The sequence below is a fragment of the Nocardia callitridis genome, from assembly GCF_039543305.1.
GTDB lineage: Bacteria > Actinomycetota > Actinomycetes > Mycobacteriales > Mycobacteriaceae > Nocardia > Nocardia callitridis.
This window is the reverse complement of sequence record NZ_BAABJM010000002.1, coordinates 1,352,009-1,370,440: the sequence shown is the minus strand read 5'-3', so window position 1 is coordinate 1,370,440 and position 18,432 is coordinate 1,352,009. Positions and strand designations below refer to the sequence as shown.

The 18,432-nt window shown below is 65.7% G+C and carries 19 protein-coding genes; 10 read left to right on the top strand and 9 right to left on the bottom strand.

Annotation, left to right across the window (positions count from 1 at the left end; translation table 11 throughout):
• Nucleotides 1-77: 77 nt before the first annotated feature.
• On the bottom strand, nucleotides 78-470 hold the full coding sequence (locus ABEA50_RS15005; protein WP_345495970.1) for an ArsR/SmtB family transcription factor: 393 nt from the start codon (nucleotides 468-470) through the stop codon (nucleotides 78-80).
• Between the two features lie 17 nt (nucleotides 471-487).
• A complete protein-coding gene (locus ABEA50_RS15000) occupies nucleotides 488-1,129 on the bottom strand; it encodes an SRPBCC family protein (protein ID WP_345495969.1) in 642 nt (213 codons plus the stop codon).
• Between the two features lie 299 nt (nucleotides 1,130-1,428).
• On the opposite strand from ABEA50_RS15000, the gene ABEA50_RS14995 reads away from it, so the two are divergent.
• The gene (locus ABEA50_RS14995; RefSeq protein WP_345496574.1) at nucleotides 1,429-3,036 is read left to right on the top strand and encodes an AMP-binding protein; all 1,608 of its coding nucleotides are present in this window, start codon (nucleotides 1,429-1,431) and stop codon (nucleotides 3,034-3,036) included.
• A gap of 114 nt (nucleotides 3,037-3,150) precedes the next feature.
• Nucleotides 3,151-4,338 (top strand): DUF4185 domain-containing protein, encoded by a 1,188-nt coding sequence (locus ABEA50_RS14990; RefSeq protein ID WP_345495968.1) that lies wholly within the window; start codon nucleotides 3,151-3,153, stop codon nucleotides 4,336-4,338.
• A gap of 92 nt (nucleotides 4,339-4,430) precedes the next feature.
• Here the strand turns inward: ABEA50_RS14990 and ABEA50_RS14985 are convergent, their stop codons facing one another.
• A complete protein-coding gene (locus tag ABEA50_RS14985) occupies nucleotides 4,431-5,828 on the bottom strand; it encodes an MFS transporter (protein ID WP_345495967.1) in 1,398 nt (465 codons plus the stop codon).
• Nucleotides 5,829-6,077: 249 nt separating this feature from the next.
• Here ABEA50_RS14985 and ABEA50_RS14980 point away from each other — a divergent pair, with 249 nt between their 5' ends.
• Nucleotides 6,078-6,530 (top strand): ASCH domain-containing protein, encoded by a 453-nt coding sequence (locus ABEA50_RS14980; RefSeq protein ID WP_345495966.1) that lies wholly within the window; start codon nucleotides 6,078-6,080, stop codon nucleotides 6,528-6,530.
• A gap of 150 nt (nucleotides 6,531-6,680) precedes the next feature.
• On the opposite strand, the gene ABEA50_RS14975 is transcribed toward ABEA50_RS14980, so the two are convergent.
• Both ABEA50_RS14975 and ABEA50_RS14970 read right to left on the bottom strand, forming a co-directional pair.
• Nucleotides 6,681-7,583, bottom strand: coding sequence for an alpha/beta hydrolase (locus ABEA50_RS14975; RefSeq protein ID WP_345495964.1), 903 nt, complete (start codon nucleotides 7,581-7,583; stop codon nucleotides 6,681-6,683).
• A 2-nt stretch (nucleotides 7,584-7,585) separates the two neighbouring features.
• Nucleotides 7,586-8,428 (bottom strand): SDR family oxidoreductase, encoded by an 843-nt coding sequence (locus tag ABEA50_RS14970; protein ID WP_345495962.1) that lies wholly within the window; start codon nucleotides 8,426-8,428, stop codon nucleotides 7,586-7,588.
• A 109-nt stretch (nucleotides 8,429-8,537) separates the two neighbouring features.
• Between ABEA50_RS14970 and ABEA50_RS14965 the strand changes: the two genes are divergently transcribed.
• Both ABEA50_RS14965 and ABEA50_RS14960 read left to right on the top strand, forming a co-directional pair.
• Nucleotides 8,538-9,140: a TetR/AcrR family transcriptional regulator gene (locus ABEA50_RS14965; protein WP_345495961.1), complete on the top strand. Its 603-nt coding sequence runs from the start codon at nucleotides 8,538-8,540 to the stop codon at nucleotides 9,138-9,140.
• Nucleotides 9,141-9,481: 341 nt separating this feature from the next.
• Nucleotides 9,482-10,948 (top strand): alpha/beta hydrolase, encoded by a 1,467-nt coding sequence (locus ABEA50_RS14960; protein ID WP_345495960.1) that lies wholly within the window; start codon nucleotides 9,482-9,484, stop codon nucleotides 10,946-10,948.
• 90 nt (nucleotides 10,949-11,038) lie between these two features.
• Here ABEA50_RS14960 and ABEA50_RS14955 read toward each other — a convergent pair whose 3' ends face one another.
• Nucleotides 11,039-11,773, bottom strand: a complete 735-nt coding sequence (locus ABEA50_RS14955; protein ID WP_345495959.1) for a helix-turn-helix domain-containing protein — start codon at nucleotides 11,771-11,773, stop codon at nucleotides 11,039-11,041.
• Nucleotides 11,774-12,027: 254 nt separating this feature from the next.
• Here ABEA50_RS14955 and ABEA50_RS14950 point away from each other — a divergent pair, with 254 nt between their 5' ends.
• The 4 genes from ABEA50_RS14950 (at nucleotide 12,028) to ABEA50_RS14935 (ending at nucleotide 14,197) form a co-directional block, all read left to right on the top strand.
• Nucleotides 12,028-12,705, top strand: coding sequence for a hypothetical protein (locus ABEA50_RS14950; RefSeq protein ID WP_345495957.1), 678 nt, complete (start codon nucleotides 12,028-12,030; stop codon nucleotides 12,703-12,705).
• Nucleotides 12,706-12,806: 101 nt separating this feature from the next.
• Nucleotides 12,807-12,950, top strand: coding sequence for a ribbon-helix-helix domain-containing protein (locus ABEA50_RS14945; RefSeq protein WP_345495956.1), 144 nt, complete (start codon nucleotides 12,807-12,809; stop codon nucleotides 12,948-12,950).
• A 31-nt stretch (nucleotides 12,951-12,981) separates the two neighbouring features.
• Complete coding sequence (locus ABEA50_RS14940; protein ID WP_345495955.1) at nucleotides 12,982-13,350, top strand: VOC family protein; 369 nt, start codon at nucleotides 12,982-12,984, stop codon at nucleotides 13,348-13,350.
• 52 nt (nucleotides 13,351-13,402) lie between these two features.
• On the top strand, nucleotides 13,403-14,197 hold the full coding sequence (locus tag ABEA50_RS14935) for a class I SAM-dependent methyltransferase (protein ID WP_425577651.1): 795 nt from the start codon (nucleotides 13,403-13,405) through the stop codon (nucleotides 14,195-14,197).
• A 70-nt stretch (nucleotides 14,198-14,267) separates the two neighbouring features.
• Here ABEA50_RS14935 and ABEA50_RS14930 read toward each other — a convergent pair whose 3' ends face one another.
• Both ABEA50_RS14930 and ABEA50_RS14925 read right to left on the bottom strand, forming a co-directional pair.
• Nucleotides 14,268-15,086, bottom strand: coding sequence for a thioesterase family protein (locus ABEA50_RS14930; protein ID WP_345495953.1), 819 nt, complete (start codon nucleotides 15,084-15,086; stop codon nucleotides 14,268-14,270).
• Nucleotides 15,087-15,443: 357 nt separating this feature from the next.
• Complete coding sequence (locus ABEA50_RS14925; RefSeq protein ID WP_345495952.1) at nucleotides 15,444-16,565, bottom strand: FAD-dependent oxidoreductase; 1,122 nt, start codon at nucleotides 16,563-16,565, stop codon at nucleotides 15,444-15,446.
• 82 nt (nucleotides 16,566-16,647) lie between these two features.
• On the opposite strand from ABEA50_RS14925, the gene ABEA50_RS14920 reads away from it, so the two are divergent.
• Nucleotides 16,648-17,319, top strand: coding sequence for a TetR/AcrR family transcriptional regulator (locus ABEA50_RS14920; RefSeq protein WP_345495951.1), 672 nt, complete (start codon nucleotides 16,648-16,650; stop codon nucleotides 17,317-17,319).
• A gap of 155 nt (nucleotides 17,320-17,474) precedes the next feature.
• Here ABEA50_RS14920 and ABEA50_RS14915 read toward each other — a convergent pair whose 3' ends face one another.
• Nucleotides 17,475-18,305, bottom strand: a complete 831-nt coding sequence (locus ABEA50_RS14915; protein WP_345495950.1) for a CPBP family intramembrane glutamic endopeptidase — start codon at nucleotides 18,303-18,305, stop codon at nucleotides 17,475-17,477.
• Nucleotides 18,306-18,432 lie beyond the last annotated feature (127 nt).

The window sequence follows — 18,432 nt, the reverse complement described above, 5'->3', positions numbered from 1 at the left end:
GCCGCCTTCGACTCGGACGTTCCTCTCCTGGATGCTTCCAGAACATGCGCGTCCGTTTGCTCGAAAGGAGGAGTAGGTCAAGCGGTTCGGTTCGTGCGCTCCGTTTCGGCGGACTTGCCGCGCCGCTCGCGTTTGCCGCGCGCGACTTCGGTCGCCAAGGCGTCGAGGGGCTGGGCGAAAGGGGTCAGCGGGTCGATGAGATCGGCGAGCCACTGCCCTGCGGCGGTGAGGCCCGCGGGGTCCAGGGAGTAAAGGCGGCGGTTCGCCTCCGCGCGCACCCGGACCAGCCCGGCTTCGCGCAGCACTTTCAGATGATGGGAGACGGCGGGCTGGGAGATCGGGGTGTGTTCGTGTATTTCGGCTACCAGCGCGCCGGCGGACCGTTCACCGCCGGCCACCAGTCGCAGCATCGCGCGGCGGATCGGATCACCGAGCGCCTCGAACACGCGCGCGGGGGAGGGGCCGTTCATGCGAGGTGGTCCTACTCCTACCCTGCGGCGCCGGTGTAGAAGCCGGTGGTCGCCTCGGCGCCTTCGCGTGCAAGCGTCGGGTCGTCACCGTCGGCGATCGCGGCCTCCGCCCAGCCGGTGGCCGCGGTTCGGATGAACTGCACGCCTTCCTGGGTGGACGGAAAATCCAGTGCCAGTGTCGGGTCGACCGCCGCGCCGGATTCCAGGTGCAAGCCGAGACCCATGAGGGCGAGATCCCAACCGACGCCCACCGCGCCGGGGCCGAATTGATTCCACATGTCCGGATCGACGGCCGCTTCGTGCAGTAATTCGAGCGTCGTCCCCTCGGTGGCAGGGGCGAGCCTGATTTCGAGCCAGGAGATCATCGGCCCCATCTCCCAGGTCACCGCGAAGTGCTTCGGCCGTTCGCATTCTTCGACCACCCCGCCCGCGTTTCCTTCGAGCTGGTACCTACCGCCGACGGTCAGCTCGCCGGTGATCGGCAGGAACCACCGCGGGATTCGTTCGGCATCGGTGAGTGTGTCCCACAGATCGTCCGGATCGGTGGCGTAAGTACGGCGTGCGACGGCGATCCTGGTGGGCGCGCCCTGTCGTTCTCCGGCGCGGATCTCGCGGGTGACGAGTCCGGCCACGGCGACAGGGTCGGTGAGCATGCTCATTCTTACCTCCTAATATAAGTGTCGACTTATATTACCGCGCCGCCGTGCACGTCGTGCGACGATGTGTGCCCGTTTCGGGCGCGTCGCAGGTAACGGCTGTGACCTTGGATCGGGGTCTGCTCGATCGGGCTACGGACCGCCTATGGTGGCATAATCTAGAACAAGTTCTAGTAGGAGCGTGTGGATTCGTCAGGTGGCATTTCGCGCGCGTGGTGACGGCGCTTCGGTCGTGGACATGCCCGCCGCCGCGCGGCGACGCAGTGGAAAGCGTCGAAGACGACGTCAGGAAAGAGGCGATGGTGCAGTTCAACTTGGCCGATGTCTTCGAGGCTGTCGCCTCGGCGGTGCCCGACCGCGTCGCGCTGACCTATGAGGGGCGCGGCCTCACCTACACGCAGCTCGACGGCGAGGCGAATCAGGTGGCGCGGCTACTCATTCGGGCAGGCATCGCCCCGGCTGAACATGTGTCGCTGTATCTGAAGAACAGCGTCGAGCACGTGACCACCATTCTCGGACTGATCAAGAGCCGTGCCGTGCCGATCAACATCAACTACCGGTACACGGCCGCCGAACTCGAATACCTGCTCACCAACTCGGATTCGGTCGCGGTGGTGGTCGAGCTGCCCGAACACCAACGCGCGCTGGCCGACCTGCTCGAGTCGTGCCCGCTGCTGCGCACCGTGATCGTCGTCGGCGAAGTGACCGGAGAGTTGGCCGCTGCGGCTGCGGCGCGGTCGGTCGCGGTCGTCGCGTTTTCGGAATCGCGCGACCTGCCCTCCGACGGCGGCTTCGACCCGCGTTCCGGTGACGACCTTTACCTGCTCTACACCGGCGGCACCACCGGATATCCCAAAGGCGTCATGTGGCGCCACGACGACTTCTTCCGTAAGCCCCTCTCCGGTGGCAACCCCTACGGCGGGGAGGGGCGGGAGAATCTCGGCGAGGTCGCGTCCGCCGCGAAGGAGTTCCCCGAGCTGGCCTTCCTCATCGCCGCGCCGTTGATGCACGGCGCCGCGCTGTATTCCCTGTTCACCTTCTTCACCCTCGGCGCCCGTGTGGTGCTGATGCGTGATTTCGAGCCGCGCAAGGTCGTCGAGGCCATCGAACAGGAGTCGCTGCAGGTGATTCTGATCGTCGGTGACGGGATGGGGTTGCCGCTGGTCGATGAGATGGAACGCCGCAAAGACGACATCGACTTCAGTTCGCTGTTCTCGATCACCTCCGGTGGCGCCATCTGGTCGGTCGGCGTGCGCGACCGCATGCTGGCCGTGAAGCCGGAACTGCTGCTGCGCGACAATTTCGGCGCTTCGGAAACCGGCAACGACGGGGCGTTCAGCGTCGACGAGACCGGTTGTCTGCGAATGCCGAAGTCCGACACGATGATCGTGGTCGACGAGAAGTTGAACGAACTCGCGCCCGGTACCGAGCAGGAGGGCTACATCGCCCGTATCGGCAACATCCCGCTCGGCTACTACAAGGACGACGAGAAGACCGCGAAGACCTTCCCGACGCGCTCCGACGGCACCCGCCTCGCGGTACTCGGTGATATGGGGCGCGTGGAATCCGATGGCACCATCGTCTTTCTCGGTAGGGGTGCCCAATGCATCAATACCGGCGGCGAGAAGGTCTTCGCCGAAGAGGTCGAGGCGGCACTGCACGCGCACCCCTCGGTCGCCGACGCGCTCGTCGTGGCTGTGCCGGACGAACGCATGGGTCAGCAGGTCGCGGCGGTCGTCGAGATCTACGCCGGCACGGCGCGTCCGACCCTGCGGGAGATCCAGCAGCACTGCCGAAAAACTTTGGCCGGGTACAAGATTCCGCGCTCGATGGTGGTGGTCGACAAGGTCGAGCGCACCCCGGCGGGTAAGGCCAACTATCGCTGGGCGAGCGCCGTCGCCGCGTCGTAAGTGTCTGTGCTGGGATCGTCGCTGAACTCGATCACAGGGCGCGCGCTGTTTCTCGCGGCGGGCGGTTCAGGCCGCCTGTCGAATCTGGCGATGATGGTGGAACGATGAGCGTCGATGCCACCCCGACTGCACGTGCTGAGCCGCACTCGATCACTCGGCACGGTCGTGATCGTCGCCGCCGGGTTGATGGTTTCCTGCTCCGAACCTGCCGCGGTGGGCGGTGGCGCCGCCGCTCCCGTCGTCGACGCGGCTCGACCGTTGACCTGTCTCGACAGCGCCCTCGCTCACTACGCCGACTCGGGACAGGGTTGGACCGGTGGTGATTCGACCTGGTCGGCCGCCTTGTCCGACGGCCGCGAGGTGTTCGCGTTCTCCGATACGTTTCTGCCTCCTGTTACCGCGCCGACCCGACCGTCCGAGGCGGTGTTCGTGCACAACTCGTTGGTCGTGCGCGAGCGCGACGGTCGGCTGTCCACACTCGTCGGCGGCTCCCAGGACAAGCCGGAGGCTTGGCTCGCGCCACCCGATCCGTCGCACTGGTACTGGTTGGGCGCTGTCACGGTCGGCGATGGTGCGTTGCAGGTGCCGGTGGGGGAGTGGCGTTCGGTCGGGCCAGGTGCCTTCGACATCGAGTTCGTCGGATCAACGCTGGTGCGAGTCGCCGAACATGATCTGCGGCAACCTGTTTCGATGACACCGCTGCCTCGCACGAAAGCGATTCAATGGGGACAGTGGGTTCAGTGGGAGGCGCCATGGACCTACGTTTACGGGGTCGAGACCGAAGGCGACGACAAGCATCTCCACGTGGCACGAGTCGCCGGAACGGATCTGCGACAACCACTGTCGTTCTGGACGGGGACCCGATGGTCGGATTCCGAGGCGGAATCGGCAAGGGTCGTCGACGGGGTCAATTCCGAAGTGTCCGTTCACCGAGTCTCGGCAGGCCGCTATCTATTGGTCACGATGGCAGGCGACGGTCTCAGCGATCGCATGATCGGCCGATACGCCTCGACACCGACCGGACCGTTCGGACCAGCCACAACGCTGTACATCACGCCGGAGACCGGTGCCTCCGGTTCGTACCGCGACCCGGACATCTACACCTACAACGCGCACGTCCATCCCGAGTTCTCGACCGCGACGACATTGGTCATCTCCTACAATGTGAACAGCTTCGATACCGCGACCGACGGAGATCTGTACCGCGACACCGGCATCTATCGGCCACGCTTCCTGACGGTCACCCTGAGTGATTCTTCGGCCGTCGCTTCCGAAACCGCGACGCAACCGGCGTGTCTATGACGTGCCGGGAACATGCATGAATGTGTTTGTCCTGCTGAGGGTTTTGAAACTCGGTGTAGTCGACCAGCAACCCGCGCACTGTCCTACCCCCGCTACGCCTGGGCGGCGTGGCGGCCGGACCGCCTCGTGACAATGATCAATGTACTGATGGCGAGCGGCGGCAGTGCCCACAGCGCGGCCGTGACGTAACCGTGCCGGGTGGGGAGCATAGCGTCGTTCGGTGTGCTGGTGGCGAGGAGAAAACCAGCGAGTGCGCTGCCGGCACTCATACCGATACTGCGCGCGATCTGATTGATCGAGAGCACACTGGCGGTTTCCTCCCCGGGAACGCCGACGAGGACGAGCCTGGGAACGACCGCGAAGGTAGCGCCGACGGCGAAACCGAGCAGGGCGATCGCGGCCAGGACAACCAGTAGCGACTGGTTGCACGCGGCGAACAGCAGCGCACTGACCATGGCCGTCACCGCGGCGAGCGCATAGGTCCACTTTTCGGTGATTCGCATGATGAGACGCGGCATCGCTTTCCCCGCCACGAATCCCAGCAGCGAGAACGGGATCAGCGCCGCACCGGCGGCGACACCGGGGAGTGTGAACCCGTAGTCGGCGCCCGCCGGGGTTTGCACGTAGCGGGTGAACAGGCTGAACAGCAGGTACAACCCTGCTCCCGCGACAAGTATCGCCAGGTTCGCCCGCAGGATCGGCTCTCGGCCGAGTAGTCGCAGATTCACCAGGGGGGTGCTGGCGCGCAGTTCGAGAAATGCCCAGATAGCTAGCACCACAAGTGATCCGGCGAGGACTCCGCTGGCCGACCAGGATTCCCAGAGCGAGGGCTGCGCGATGACCAGGAGCAGGCCACCGGTCCCGAGTGCGAGGAGTATGGCACCGGTGATGTCGATTCGGGGCAGCGCACCGGGCGCCTCGATCGGCAACGTCCGCCAAGCGACGAGTAATGCGATGGCCGAGAGCAGGAGTCCCAGTCCGTACGCGGCGCGCAGTCCCGCGAGTTGGTCGAGCAGGCTGATCACCGGATAGCCGACCCCGATGCCCACCGTCGTCGCGACGGAGAGCGCGGCGATCGTCGATATCGATCGCTGCTCGGGCAAGTGGGTTCGAGCGACACTCATCAACAACGCCCCGACCGCGACCGCGAGTCCTTGCAATCCGCGCCCGATCAACAATGCCGTGAACGGAAGGGGAAGCACCGTCAGCAGTCCGCCGATTGTCACCAGCGCGAGCGCGACCAGGATGGTGATCCGGCGATACGGACCACCGCCGAGCCTGCCGAGTACGGGACCGGCGATCGCGCCGGTGAACAGCGGCACCGTCAACGTCCACTGCGCGGAGCTCAGTGACACATTCATTCCCGTGGCGACGGCGGTGATGAGCGGCGCCCCGACACTGCCGATGACCGCGCCCGCCAATGCCGTGCACACCAGCGCGGCGCCGAGTCGTTCGTCGTGGCGGGTGGCGTTGTCGTTCGAGGTGTTCATCGTTTTCTCCGTTTGTGCTGTGCGAGAACAGCGTCGACTGCGGCGGTGCTGACATCCCGCAGTTCATTCGCACGGGGCGATCGCGGCTCCCTTGTCATCCGTGCGACGAACTCCCTCGCCGCGACGTCGGGTATCCGGGCCCACCGATCGAATCCTTCGGTCGGCTACGGAGGATAAGTTACCAGTTACTAACTACCAAATAAATGTGACGCCGGTCCTTCGCGCCGCATGCGCCTAGGATTCAGCCGCATGACAACGGAACCTTCCGTGCGCGGAGATCCGACTTCGTTGCCGACCACCGAGTTCGCCTTTCCCGGCCCGCTCCGTGACCGACTCGTGGCCGCGATCCTCGACGGTTCGAAGACCGCGACAACCGGAGTGCTCGCCGAATACGAGCACGACGCAGACCCGCTGCCCGAGGTCGGCTCGTTCGCGGCGGTGATCGATTCCGACGAGGTTCGGGTAGCGGTCATCGAGACGATCGACATCCGGGTGACCCGGCTTGCGGATGTCGACCTGGCGCACGCCGTCGATGAAGGGGAGGGCTTCAGCACTGTCGCCGAGTGGCGAGCCGACCATGAAAAGTTCTGGCACAGCGCCGAAATGCGCGCGGCGATGGCGGACAACCGGTTCACCGTCGACGATGACACCCTGCTGGTCCTCGAACGTTTTCGCTTGGTTACCGACTTACGACCGAGGTGACTGCGCGAGCTGCGGTGGGCTATCGGCCGTGCGCCCTAAGATAACGACGGCGTAGCGAGGCCGCTCACTCCCTCGGATTTCGCGGTGACGGGCCAACGGTTGGGACCATCTACTGCGGTGCAGGCCAACAGGTTCGAGTGGATTGCCGCCTCACGGTGCGGTGCTGGCGTCGAAGGCTGTCGCTAGTTTTTCGCATTGGCTCGCGAAGAATGAGCGAGACACCGGGGCGGTGGGGGTGACGATATCGAACCCGTGGAAGGCGCCGGGGACTATCTCGAGGTCGCACGCTACTCCGGCGGCGGTGAGTCGCTGCGCGTACGCGAGGTTTTCGTCATGAAACAAGTCGTAGGTGCCCACGCCGATCCAGGCGGGGGCAACGCCGGTGAGGCTGGGGTGTTGGGCGGGCACCGCTTCGTATGGGTCGGCATCACGCAGGTAACACGACCATGCCCAAGTATTGCTTCGCTCGTTCCAGAGGCGGTGGTAGGCGGCGGTGTCCGAGTGAGCGACCGTGCGGTTGTCGATCATGGGGTAGGCGAGTAGTTGTAGTACGGGAGTGACCGAGCTGCGGTCGCGTACGAGCAGGGCGAGGGCCGCGGCTAGTCCACCGCCCGCGCTGGCGCCGCCGATCGCGATACGCGTGGAGTCGATCTCGGGGCGATCGGCCAGCCAGGTCAACGCGCTGTAGCAATCGTCGAGAGGTGTCGGGTAGGGGTGTTCTGGGGCAAGTCGGTAATCGACGGCGACTACCACGATCCCGAGCTTGTTCACGAACCGCCGACACAGCCGGTCGTCTTGTCGCGCGCTGCCGATGACGTATCCGCCGCCGTGAATCCACAGCAGCGCGGGTGTGCTTCCCGTCGACGTCGGCGGACGATGAATTCTGAGCTGGACGTCATTGTCGAGTCGTACTATTTCGACGCCGTCGTCGCCTCGGCGCCCGGCGAAGCCCTGGATCCGACGGATCAGTGGAAGGGTGCGCCGTGATACCGGTTGCCGTGGCAGAAAGCGTGCCAGTCGGTGCAAATCAGGATGGAATGCGTTGTCGGACAATATCAACGCACCGTGCCCTCGGTGTCCGGGCGGTTGCGGCTGGTCTGTGCCGCGACGGCACCACCGTCGACGAGCAGGTCTGTCCCCGAGATGAAGGAGGCGTTCGGGCCGAGCAGAAATTCGGCGGCCGCGGCGATGTCGGTGGAGGTGCCGATGCGACCTGCGTTCGAATCGTCGATCAATCTGCGCATGGTCGCGCCGCGCTCACTGGCGAGTTCAGCATTGCCCATGGTGGTCGCGATGACGCCGGGGCTGATGGAGTTGATCCGTGCGCCGCGGGCACCCCAACTCGTACTTGCCGCCCGGACCTGTAACCGGTTGACGTGCTTGGCGAATGCGTAAGCAGAGCCGGGATCGAAGTTGTCCTGGTTCGTGCTCGGTACCGACAGCAGCTCGTCCGGGGGTGTCGTCATGAGTCGAAGTGCTTCGGCGCCGGGCAAACCCGGGTGGAAGTGTCCGGCCATGCTCGCGATCACCACGCCTGCCCCACCGCGCGCGACGACCCTGGAGAACTCCTCGAGAACCAGGGCGACACCGAGTAGATCGACGGCAAGAATCGACTGGACCGAGGCTTGCACCGGCGACAACCCGGCGGTATGCACCACCGACCTGACCTCACCGAGCTCCGTCGCACGCCTCGCGAGTGCCGAGACCGACTCGCGCGCGGAAACATCCACGGTCTGGGTGCTCACGAGGTGCCCCTCGGTGCGCAGCTCCTCGGCGACCCGATGCAGCACTTCCTGATCGAGATCTGCCACGAGTAGGTGACTGCCCGCGCCGATACGACGCACGATCGCCTGGCCCATGCCGCCAGCTCCGATGAGCACTAAAACCTGCTGCGCCATCCCTGTTCGCTTTCCACGAGAGCGCGCTCGGCGACCGAGCGCGGGTCCTTGTTCTTTTTCCAACACATGTTGTTTAGCCAACATATGTTGGACACGTTACGCTGTGTTGGTGGCTGCCGATCAGGTTTTCGACCGACGAACGCGTCGTACACGCACCGCGCTGGAGGCCGCGCTCCTGGACCTCATCACCGAACGCGACCTGACTCGAATCTCCATCTCCGACGTCACGACCCGGGCGGAGGTGAACCGCTCGACCTTCTACGAGCACTACACCGACGTGCACGACCTCGCCGATGCGGCGTGCACCCACATGTTCGACGAATTGATCACCGCCACACCGGTATTCGCGCTGAACCAGGCGGCGACGCAGCCGCAGCAGCGGCGCGCGCGTGCGGCACTGGTCGTGGTGTTCGACCATGTCGCGGCCAATGCGCGTCTCTACCGCGCGGTGCTCGGCGGCGCGGGCAGTGCGCGGGTGATCAACCACCTGCATCGGCGCATCGTGGTCGCGATCTACGCCAATTCCACCGGCGACGGCGCGGCGACACACGCCGACGACCCCACGGAAGCTCCCTACGATCCGGCAGGCGGCTTCCTTGCCGGAGCGCTCCTCGGCACCGTCCTGGAATGGTTGCGGCACGACTGCCCTGGCACGCCAGAACAGCTCGGGAACAGCATCTGGCCACAATTGGTGGGCGCGGCACCCCGCTGACTCATTCGACGGCGCGCCCGCCCCGTCCGCCGGGACACCGACAGCGAGCCGGTGTCGAGTGTGCGGCTGTCGTCGGGGTCCGATCAGCTCGCGGTCACGATCACCGGGTGGATCGCTCGACGCTACCCAATCCTCCGTGTGTGGGCGCAGCGCTCGGCGTCGACTCGTGTGCGGGGGCGGTGCGCTTCGGTCGCATCGTGTCTGCGAACGGGTGTGGTGCGCGATGTGTTGGGCTTGACCCTGCCCCGAGGACACGGTGTCGACTGATTCTCGACAGGGTTGGTTTGCGCGATATGTCGGGAGTTCGACAGATGGTCCGAAAACGAAATGTTGGTCGAGGGGTGGCTTTGACGGCCGTACTCGGTCTTATCGTCGCCTTGGTGGGGGCTTGTCCCGCGGCGGCGAAAGAGGAGGGCGCGGCGCGGGTGGAGTGGGGGGCGTGTCCGGAGGATGTTCCTGCCGATCCGCCGCAGTTGCAGTGCGCCACCGTGCCGGTGCCGCTGGACTATGCCGATCCCGAGGGCGCGCAGATCGAGATCATGATCTCTCGGTTGGCCAGCGCGAACCCGGACAAGCGTCGTGGCGTGTTGCTGTTGAATCCCGGTGGACCCGGCGGGTCGGGATTGGGCTTGTCGAAGCTGCTTGTTTCCCAGGGGATCGCGCAGACCGTGCTCGACAGTTACGACCTGATCGGGATGGATACCAGGGGCGTCGGGCATTCGACGCCGGTGAGTTGCGGATTCACCACCGATCAGCCGTATTTCGGCAATATTCCGCCGTACGCGGTCGACGACGCTGCGGTCGAGGCACAGGCGACGATCGCCCGGGGGGTCGCCGAGCAATGCGCGGCCAAGGACCACGATGGGCACCTGAGTCAGTTGACGACGGCGAACTACGCTCGCGACCTGGACCGGATCCGGGCGGCGCTCGGTGAGGAAAAGGCCAGCTTTCTGGGCTACTCCTACGGCACAGCGCTGGGTGCCGCCTACGCGTCGATGTTCCCCGACACTACCGATCGGATCGTGCTGGACAGCAATATCGGTGACACGTTCCTCGACCACGACGGGATGCGCAGGTACGGAAGGGGAATGGAGGAGACGTTCCAGGACTTCGCGAAATGGGCTGCCGCACGCAACGACAGCTACGGCCTCGGCAGCACGCCGCAAGAGGTGCGCGCGACCTATCTCCGGCTCGCCGAACAGCTCGACAAGACCCCGGCGCTCGGCATCGACGGCGGCCTCTTCCGGTTCAGCACCTTCGCGTCGCTGTACAACGAATCGTCCTACGGTATGGCCGCGCAGACCTGGCAGTCGCTGCTCGAACCCGGGACTGCGCCGCCGCAGGAGAAGCCCGCGCCCGGGCCCGTGCCCACCGACAACAATTGGTCGGTCTTCTTGGCGGTGACCTGCAACGACGTCGAATGGCCCGAGGATGTGCAGACCTATCAACGCGCCGCGGCCGAGGACCGTCAGAGCTATCCGCTCTACGGTGGCGCCGCCGCCAACATCATGCCGTGCGCGTTCTGGCAATCGGGTCCCACCGAGCCGCCGGTACAGGTGAGTGACCAGGGGCCGAGCAACATCCTGGTCGTGCAGAACCAGCGTGACCCGGTGACACCGCTGCGTGGCGCGGAGCTGATCAACGAGAAGTTCGGTGCGCGGTCGAGGCTGGTGAGTGTCGACGGAAGCGGGCACGGTGCCTTCGTGCTCGGCAAGAACCCTTGCGCGTTGAACGTCACCACGAACTTCCTGGTGAACGGGACCATGCCGGAGCAGGACGTGGCTTGTGCGGCAAGGACTTCCGGCTGAGTGACGCGAGTCGGCGACCCGGTCCTCGGAGATCGGGTCGCCGACTCGCGTGCTGATCGTTCGCCGCGAGACGGCGCGCCGAACAGTTCGTCAGATCGTGTCGTCGTCGGATTCCTGCTGACTGAGCAGGGCGTCCAAACGGATCAGGACTTGTATCTGCACGGGGCGGTAGAACTCCGCCACCGCGTGCCCCATCGCGTTGGCGGCGAACTCCGGTCCGAGTGGGGAAGTCGCCGCCGGGTTCTTCGTCCACGGGTACTTGGCGATCTGCGCACGGACTTCCGGCAGCATGCGTTCGGCGAGCTGATCGATCGCGGCCTCATCGGCGTCGTCGGGAAACGTTTCGAAGTCGTCGTCGGTGCTGTGGGACTCGGAGATCATCTCGAGGAATTCCGGCAGGGCCTCTTTGCTGAGTATTTTCGAATAGACCGTGAGCAGCGATCGCTGTGAGTCGGAGAGGTTGCGAGAAAGGGGGGCGAGATCCGGCGACACATGCATCGGCGCGCGATGGCGCAGGATGACGGCGAGCTCGGCTCGTACCCGGTTGAGCCGGTCGACCGTCGCCGCCAGTTCGGCGTCGAGCACACGGATCGCCTCGTCGGGCTCCTCGTCGGCCCTACCCATCGCCGCGACCTGCGATAGCGGCACGCCCAGGTCGCTGAGCCGCTTGATCTGGATCAGTCGCATCAGGTGCGACATCCTGTACTGCTTGTACCCGTTGGACGCGCGCTCGGGCATGTCGAGCAATCCGATCTCGTGATAATGCCGAACGGCCTTCACCGTTGTGCCCGCGAGGTCGGCGAGTTGCCGAGTGCTGAATGCCATGCGCTGTTGCCTCCGGAGGATGCCGATCATCGCGGGGAGCCCGTATGCCGCGCGACTGGGTGTCCAGTGCACACCGTGCCCCTGGGGCACAGTCAAGCACGCCGAGGTGCTCGTGCGGCGCCGCGCTTGACCTTGCCCCCGGGGCAGCGTTTGTACTGAGCGTCGGCGCCGGTCGTGCATGGTTTCTCCGCGACGGCCCGACCTCCGATCATCGAAACGCCGACCACGTGGTCGCACCCGAGGAAGAGATAAACATGGTCAAGAAGTTCCGACAGCGCTGGCAGCTGAGCAGGGTGCGGCCGGGGGACGGGAGCGCGCTCCCCGAGTACCGGCTCTGGCAGCTCTTCGCCCGTTCACTGTTCTTCCTCGAGCTCACCGACCACACCGGACGCGGCGATACCTTCGCGGTGGATGTTCGATATCTCGCGGACGCGAAAACCAGGAAACAGCACGAGAACGGCGAAGGTAAGAGCCCTGTCGCGCTGTACCGCAATGGTTTTCAGGTCGCTCGCGCCAATCTTCCCGCGACCTTTCCGGTGGCTGGCGGCGTGATCGAGGTGGCAACCAGTTCCTTCGGTCTCAAGCGCATCCGCTTCGTGTCCGAGGATGGCGATCGGCGCGCATTGCACCCGCATCACCGTTCACAGGAGGGACTGCGGGCGCGATTCGACAAGCGGTTCTCGCGCACCAGTGCCGTCGTCGGGGTGATGACCGTCGTGATTCTCCTTGGCGCGCTGGTCCTCGGCCTGCTACAAGGTGCGGAAGCCCTCACCCGCAGTGCGGTGATCGCGGCGCATATCGGCACCTTTGTCTCGCCGATCCACCTTTCGGGGTGGGCGAACGTCGCGATCGGTGTCGCGGCGGCGCTGTCGGCGATGGAGCGTGCGACGCGACTGAAGTATCACTGGCTGATCGACGGTGCCGCGTCGTGAGCCGACCGGGACGGCCCGTCGAGCTCGCACGGGAATCTGGCGCCGAGCCGTAGGAATGTCACCTCTTGTGGCTAACAAGGTAGATTGCTAGCATTCTTGCCGTGGGTGATGACGTGAAGCAGTTCAATGTGTACCTGCCGGTCGAGCTGATCAAGCAGGTCAAGCACCACGCCATCGAGAAGGAGATGTCGCTGTCCGCGGTGGTTGCCGAGGCGCTGCGCGGCTACCTCGACGCCCATGAGTAATCGACAGGTTCTTGCGGAAAGGGGATGGACAATGGCGACGGATGGCATCGAGGCCGTGTACTTGACGACCCATAACTGGGGTAAGGCGGCGAAGTTCTTTCAATCATTGGGCTTTGCGTTGGAATTCGAGACCGATCACGCCTCCGGGCAGTTTCGTGCGCACGAAGGACCGCACGTGTTCATCGCCGAGGTTCCCGAAGACCAGCAGCCGCAGACTCAGATTGTATTGAAAGTGCCTGAGGCCGAACCATTTCGGCCGGAATCAGGCGTCGAGGTCGTCACACCGTTCGAGGACACCCACTTCGGCACTCGGGAAATGACCGTGCGCGATCCGGACGGGCGGCTCTGGAGCCTGCAAGCCGCGCAGCGGCGTGACGAAGCGGGTCGGCATGGTGGCTGAGCAGATCGAGGCGCCGGAGAATACGGCGGAACGAGTCGCGCTGTGGCGCGCGATGCACGTCCAGGTCGACCCGCCGCCGCACGTGCTCGACGACGAGGTCGGACTGCGCCTGCTCGCGCCGGACACCAACTGGCGCAGCCGACCAGACATGGACCCGGAATCGACCAGCGGTTTCCGCGCGGCCATCGTGGACCGTGCGCGCTTCATCGAGGATCTGGTGATCGAACAGGCGAAACTCGGTGTGACGCAGTACGTCATCCTCGGCGCGGGCCTGGACACCTTCGCGCAACGCAGACCGGAGGTGGCCGCGAAGCTGCACGTCTTCGAGGTCGATCAACCTGGCCCGCAAGCGTGGAAGCGCAGGCGTCTCCTCGAACTCGGCTACGGCGTCCCGGACTGGCTGCACCTCGTTCCGGTCGATTTCGAGGCGCGGGAAAGCTGGTGGAACAAGCTGTCGGACACGGGTTTCGACCCCACGCGACTGGCGGTCGTCGTCTCCACGGGCGTGTCCCACTATCTGACCAGGGAGGCCACCGTGGCGACGCTGCGCCAGGTCGCCGGGCTGGCCGAGGGGACAACGCTGGCGATGACCTTCTTGTTGCCGACCGCGTTGGTCGACGACAGCGACCGCTCCGGGCTCGAGACCAGCGAACAAGGAGCCAAAGCCGCGGGAACACCATTCGTCAGCTTCTACACCCCGGCGGAAATGGTGTCGCTGGCCCACGAAGCCGGCCTCGGCAGTACCCGACACGTCTCGGGAGCGTCGCTCGCCGAACGATACTTCGGTGGAAGAACCGACGGCCCTCGTCCGTCGACCGGGGAGGACATTCTGGTCGCCAGTCTCTGACCGGGCGGTGTGGGGGCATGCGGGTGCATTCGCGATCATGGGTCTCCACTTGCCAATTCGGTGAACCTGATCAGCGAAAGCCGAACAGGAGGGTTTGCGTCCCCCGCCCGATCGGGCCCTCCCGGTCGAACAGTCGGGATTCGGCCATCCCGATACCGCTGCCCGCCGGGTAGGTGACCGCGTCCACACACACCCATTCGCCGACCGGGTCTCGGTGCAGTGTCACCGTGAGATCGGTATTGATGAAAAAGTAACGGTTCCAGGGCAGAACAGAACTGACACCGTTGCCGAAATCGGCGGCCGCGAGAGCTCGCTGCCACGGACTCGGCGCGACATCGGCCACGACCGGGAAGCGTAAGCGAAACCAACACACGGCGGGCCCCGGTGTCTGGAAACCGCCTGAGACAAAACGATATTCGACGCCGGTGTGAAATCCGACCGGCTGAGTACTCGGGAACTCGTGCTCCGGCCCCTGTGCCACGGCGTCCGGCCCCGGGTGGGTTCCGGTCGCCAACAGCTCGACCGGTATCTCGAGCTCCGACTCGACCGGCGAGATCCGCCAAGCGCTGGCCCGCACCACCACCCCGCGCTCGGAGCTGAGCGTCGCCTCTACCAATTCCGCACCGCGGCCCGGCTTTCCGGCCCGCACCTCGGCCGAGACAACCCGCGTTCGCGCCCGCAGCGCAGCGATCGGCACCCGCCCGAGGAACTCCACTGTCACCCGCCCCACCCGCATCCCCGCGCCCGCGCCACACCGTTCGATCACATACCCCAACAACGCCGACGGAGCCCCACCGTGCTGGGCGTCCGGCGACCACGGCCCGCGGGTCAGCTCGGTAGGATGAAAGAGGTCGGTGTCCGACGAGTCGGGTAAATAGAAGGCGTCCATCACATTTCACCTCGGCTGATCAGTACCACTCGAGCGAGGGGTTGAGCGTCCGATCCGCGATGTCAGCCTAGTAACTCGGACCGCTGCCCGCTCCAGGTCACCACCAACTGGTCGCGTTCCCGGCTTCGTCATCGGCTCGCCACTTCGGCGGGCGGACGCGCTGGACGTGGACGGTGTCGGTCGCGACATTCGCGCGGCTACCGTGGCGGATATGCCGTCCAGGACGGATCGGTGATTCGACCTCCACTGCCCGGTGTCGGCGCGCGAGGTCGCGACGATAGTCGAGGCTGAGCCCGTGCGGCCTGCCTTCTCAATTGCCGAAACAAGCTGCGGGTCGCCACCTCCAGGGTTGTCGGGCTACATGCTGGTGAAGAAGTCCACGAGACCGAACGGGGCGCGGTCGTCGAGGCAGAGGTTCATGATCGCGGTCGCGTCTTTGGCGGATGCCTCGCTGCGGGCGAACATGGTCGATTCGTATGTGGTCAAGGCCTTTTCGATGTCGGTGGGGTGGGTGGTGATGGCGCGGGCGAGTTCGGCGCCGTCGAAGAGGGCCAGGTTGGCGCCTTCGCCCGCGGGTGGGGCCAGGTGGGCGGCGTCGCCGACGAGGGTGACGCCGGGGGTGCGGGCCCAGCGATGGTCGGCGGGGAGGGCGTTGATCTGGCGGGGGGTGGGCGGTGTGTCGCTTTCGGTGATGAGGGCGGTGAGTTCTGGTGCCCAGCCGTCGAATTCGGCGGCGATGCGGGCGGTGGCGGTGGCGGGATCGGTGAAGTCGATGGCGGCGATCCAGTCGGCGGGACGGGTCAGTTGGATGTAGGCGTGCAGGATGGCTCCGGCTTCACGGTGCGTGCTGATGCCTTGTCCCGGCGACATCGCGAAGAGTGCGCCGTCGCCCGCGGCCGCGGCGGTAGCGGGGTGTTGCTCGTCGACGTTGTGGAGGTAGGTTTCGATGAAGGTGGTGCCCACGTATTCGGGTTTCGCGTCCGAGAGCAGTGGGCGGACCTTCGACCAGGCGCCGTCCGCGCCGACGAGCAGTTCGGTGCGCACGACGGTTCGGTCGGTGAACGTCAGCTCGTGCTGACCCGCCCCGAGTGCGGTGGCGGCCGTAAGTTTCTTCCCCCACCGGACCGTCCCTGCGGGGAGCGAATCGAGCAGGATTCGCCGTAGCTCACCGCGCAACACTTCCGGGCGTCCGCCGGTGCCGTCGTCGGGCAGGTCGAGCAGAAGTTTGCCGTGCTTGTCGAGTATCCGGGTGGCTTCGCCGCCTTCGTGGATGATCGCGCGGAATTCGGCGGTGAGACCCGCCGCTTCCAGTGCGAGCTGGCCGTCGTCTTCGTGGATGTCGAGCTGGCCGCCCTGGGTCCTGGTGTCGGCCGAGGGGTCGGCCTCGTAGATCGCCGCGGTGATGCCGTGGACGTGCAGCACACGGGCGAGCATGAGCCCTCCGAGGCCTGCTCCGATGATTGTGACTGGTGACTGCATGATTTTCCCCTTTCGAGTCAGTTGGAACGCTGTTCCATGGAGCTAGTTTGGAACATCGTTCCAATCATGTCAAGATGGGTGCATGGCTACTAGGTCTCGGCGCGGCGATCGGCGTGCGGATGCGCTGTCGAAGGAGCGCATTGTCGAAGCGGCCATCGCCATCCTCGACAGTGCGGGCGAGGGCGCGCTGACCTTCCGCGCGCTGACCGCGCGTCTGTCCACCGGTGCCGGGGCGATCTACTGGCATGTCGCGAACAAGAGCGATCTGCTGGCGGCGACCACCGACGACATCGTCGCCGGAGTGCTGGCCGATGTGGTCGAGAACACGGATCCGGACGAGGCGATCCGCGCCGTGGCCCTCGGGATATTCGACGCGATCGACGCACACCCGTGGGTGGGTGCGCAGCTTTTTCGTGAGCCGTGGCGGTTCGCGATGCTGCGTATCTTCGAAAGCGTCGGCGGGCCGTTGCGGGCGCTGGGTGTCCCGGAGGCCGCGCTGTTCGACGCGGCGTCCGCGCTCGTGAACTACATACTCGGCGTCGCGGGACAGAACGCGGCGAACGCGCGCCAGCACGCGCCGAACGCGGACCGGTCGGCCTTTCTCGCGATCGTCGCCGAGCGATGGACCGAACTCGATCCCGACGAATACCCGTTCGTGCATCAGGTGGCGCCGCAGCTACGCGAGCACGACGATCGCGAGCAGTTCCTCGCGGGAATCGACCTCATTCTCGCGGGCATCGGCACTCTCGGGTAGGGGCAGTCGAGCGACCGTCGTTACCTACCCGGTGAACACGGGCAGCGAAAAGCGCAGGGTGCGAGGAGATCTGGAACATCCGCAACGGTGTTCGAGATGGTGCGCACCGACCGATGCGGTGACGGAGCAATGCCGGGTAATGCCGCTGCCGCTGGTCAGGCGGCTCGGCCGAATACACGAACTGGACGGCGGCGGCTCACCCACCACAGCGGCGCGGCAACGCACAGGAATGGCACCGCGACGAATGCGAGCGAAGCGACCGCAAGGTCGGGATCGTGGAGCCGCACCTGCGTCCATTGTGTGCCGAGGAACTGGGCGGTGAACTGAAACGCGGTGTGGAAACCCGCGCACACCCATACGCTCCCGGTCACCGCCCGCATCGCACCGAGAACAACGGCGAACACCCCGAACAGCACCACGCGATCGACGGAACCGGCGGCGCCGATCAGGGCACCCCACCCCATGAAGAGCACGGCCTGCCCCAGCACCGACCAGAACGGCGAAAAACGTTCGGACAGCGCTGTGAACAGATACCCACGGAAGACGAGTTCCTCGGGTACCGCCTCGTAGAGCAGGACGAGTACCACCGACCCCAACGCCGCGACGAGAGTTTTCGCCACGGAGGCTTGAACGCTGAGTTCCGCCCACCCCACGCCGAGAAGGACGAGCAGCGTCACCATGGCCGGGATCGCCCAGCACGCCGCGCCGAACACGAACTGTCGCCATCCCGTGCCGGGGCCGTCCACTCCCAGGTCCGACCAGCTGCGTCGGACCGGGCGCCGCAGTGCCCAGGCGACCAGCGCGACGGTGAACAGGGTGGCGCCGAGCGCGCGGACGATGTGCGCGCCGCGCGAGTATTCGGCTCCCGTGAGCGCACCGACCCCGGAGAGGAGCACCCACCACCAGAGGGTGACCGCCAGCGAGACCACGAGAATGCCGCCGAACCAGGCGCGTGTCGCGGACCGCGAAACAGGCGAGGCATCCATTCCGCGACGGTATCCGGCGTCGCGGGCGGTTCACGTCCATCCAATGGACGACTCACGGACGGACATGGCTTGCGCCCGCCGGTTCTCGGTGTCGCCCGCGCCGTCTCATAACGGGCGTTCCTGAATT

What these genes read in the sequence shown, in the direction of transcription:
- ABEA50_RS15005 (WP_345495970.1), bottom strand. Translation starts at nt 470, where the DNA reads ATGAACGGCCCCTCCCCCGCGCGCGTGTTCGAGGCGCTCGGTGATCCG.
- ABEA50_RS15000 (WP_345495969.1), bottom strand. Translation starts at nt 1,129, where the DNA reads ATGAGCATGCTCACCGACCCTGTCGCCGTGGCCGGACTCGTCACCCGC.
- ABEA50_RS14990 (WP_345495968.1), top strand. Translation starts at nt 3,151, where the DNA reads ATGCCACCCCGACTGCACGTGCTGAGCCGCACTCGATCACTCGGCACG.
- ABEA50_RS14985 (WP_345495967.1), bottom strand. Translation starts at nt 5,828, where the DNA reads ATGAACACCTCGAACGACAACGCCACCCGCCACGACGAACGACTCGGC.
- ABEA50_RS14980 (WP_345495966.1), top strand. Translation starts at nt 6,078, where the DNA reads ATGACAACGGAACCTTCCGTGCGCGGAGATCCGACTTCGTTGCCGACC.
- ABEA50_RS14970 (WP_345495962.1), bottom strand. Translation starts at nt 8,428, where the DNA reads ATGGCGCAGCAGGTTTTAGTGCTCATCGGAGCTGGCGGCATGGGCCAG.
- ABEA50_RS14955 (WP_345495959.1), bottom strand. Translation starts at nt 11,773, where the DNA reads ATGGCATTCAGCACTCGGCAACTCGCCGACCTCGCGGGCACAACGGTG.
- ABEA50_RS14950 (WP_345495957.1), top strand. Translation starts at nt 12,028, where the DNA reads ATGGTCAAGAAGTTCCGACAGCGCTGGCAGCTGAGCAGGGTGCGGCCG.
- ABEA50_RS14940 (WP_345495955.1), top strand. Translation starts at nt 12,982, where the DNA reads ATGGCGACGGATGGCATCGAGGCCGTGTACTTGACGACCCATAACTGG.
- ABEA50_RS14935 (WP_425577651.1), top strand. Translation starts at nt 13,403, where the DNA reads ATGCACGTCCAGGTCGACCCGCCGCCGCACGTGCTCGACGACGAGGTC.
- ABEA50_RS14930 (WP_345495953.1), bottom strand. Translation starts at nt 15,086, where the DNA reads ATGGACGCCTTCTATTTACCCGACTCGTCGGACACCGACCTCTTTCAT.
- ABEA50_RS14925 (WP_345495952.1), bottom strand. Translation starts at nt 16,565, where the DNA reads ATGCAGTCACCAGTCACAATCATCGGAGCAGGCCTCGGAGGGCTCATG.
- ABEA50_RS14920 (WP_345495951.1), top strand. Translation starts at nt 16,648, where the DNA reads ATGGCTACTAGGTCTCGGCGCGGCGATCGGCGTGCGGATGCGCTGTCG.
- ABEA50_RS14915 (WP_345495950.1), bottom strand. Translation starts at nt 18,305, where the DNA reads ATGGATGCCTCGCCTGTTTCGCGGTCCGCGACACGCGCCTGGTTCGGC.